Origin of the sequence: Ferrovibrio sp. (assembly GCF_036381655.1) — a bacterium.
GTDB lineage: Bacteria > Pseudomonadota > Alphaproteobacteria > Ferrovibrionales > Ferrovibrionaceae > Ferrovibrio.
The window spans coordinates 1-1627 of record NZ_DASVCJ010000027.1; the positions used below are offsets into that span (position 1 = coordinate 1).

Annotated in this window: 1 protein-coding gene; it reads left to right on the top strand. The window is 68.3% G+C overall.

Features of this window, described 5'->3' with window-relative positions:
• Positions 1-112 precede the first annotated feature (112 nt).
• On the top strand, positions 113-1627 hold a 1515-nt coding region (locus tag VF194_RS05860), incomplete at its 3' end, for a thiamine pyrophosphate-binding protein (RefSeq protein ID WP_330888974.1).

Below are 1627 nucleotides of genomic sequence, written 5' to 3' on the forward strand. Positions count from 1 at the left end.
ATCCGGTGATCAGCGCCGCGTCCGGCACGATCGTCGGCATCGTCGCCGGCATCGTCCTGCTCGCGCAATGGCGCCATCTGGCGACAGCATCGGAGCCGGAAAGGAGGCGGCGATGACGGCGGAGGCGGTGCGGCATCATCAACCCATGCTCTGGGCGGCAACCGCCTGGCCGGCCATGGCGCACGGCGCCGCCGCAGCAAGGCCGGCAGGCGCAGTCATGAAACGCAGTGGTGGTCAGATTCTGGTCGAACAGCTCCGCATTCAGGGCGTCGATACCGTATTCGGCGTGCCGGGCGAGAGTTTCCTCGCCGTGCTGGATGCGCTGCACGACCATACCAACGCGATGCGGTTTGTGATCTGCCGGCAGGAAGGCGGCGCGGCGATGATGGCGGATGCCTACGGCAAGACGACGGGCCGGCCGGGCATCTGCATGGTCACGCGCGGCCCCGGCGCCACCAACGCCTCGGCCGGCGTGCATGTCGCCTTCCAGGATTCGACGCCGATGATCCTGCTCATCGGCCAGGTCGGGCGCGACATGATGGAACGCGAGGCGTTCCAGGAGATCGATTACCGCCGGATGTTCGGCCAGATGGCGAAATGGGTAGCCCAGATCGACGATGCCGCCCGCATCCCGGAATTCATCGGCCGCGCCTTCAGCGTGGCGCTGTCCGGGCGGCGAGGCCCCGTGGTGCTGGCCTTGCCGGAGGACATGCTGACCGACTGGGTGGAGTGCGCCGACGGCGCACCGGTGCAGCCCGTCGAGGCGCATCCGTCGGAGGCGCAGATGGCGCAGGTCAGGCAGATGCTGGAAGCGTCCCGGCGGCCGCTGATGATCGTCGGCGGCAGCGGCTGGAGCGAGAGCGTGCGCGAGCAGGTACAGGCCTGGGCCGCGGCGTCCGATCTGCCGGTCGGCGCCGTGTTCCGCCGCCAGGATTATCTCGACAACGAGTGGCCGAACTATGTCGGCGATGTCGGCATCGGCATCAATCCGAAGCTGCAGCAGCGCCTCAAGGACAGCGACCTGCTGCTGGTGATGGGGGCCAGGCTGGGCGAGATGACGACCGGCGGCTACACGATGGTCGATATCCCGGTGCCGGGCCAGACGCTGATCCATGTCCATGCCGGCGCCGAGGAACTGAACCGGGTCTATCGCGCCAATCTGCCGATCAATGCCTCGAATGCGGCCTTCGCGGCGGCCCTGCAGCAGATCGGTCCGGTCAAGGCGGGTCCCGGCTGGGCCGAGCAGGTGCGCCAGGCGCGCAGCGACTACGAGGCCTGGCAGGAGCCGCCGGTCTCGCCCGGCCATGTCCAGATGGGGCAGATCCTGCGCTGGCTGGATGCCAACCTGCCGGCCGATGCGGTGCTGACCAACGGCGCGGGCAACTACGCGACCTGGCTGCACCGGTTCCACCGCTATCGCCGTCATACCGGCCAGCTTGCGCCGACCTCCGGCTCGATGGGCTATGGCGTGCCGGCGGCGGTGGCTGCCAAGCTGGTCAATCCGCAGCGCACCGTGGTTGCGTTTGCCGGCGACGGCTGCTTCCTGATGACGGGGCAGGAATTCGCCACCGCGCTGCAATACGGCGCCAATGTCGTCATCGTCGTGGTCAACAACGGCATGTACGGC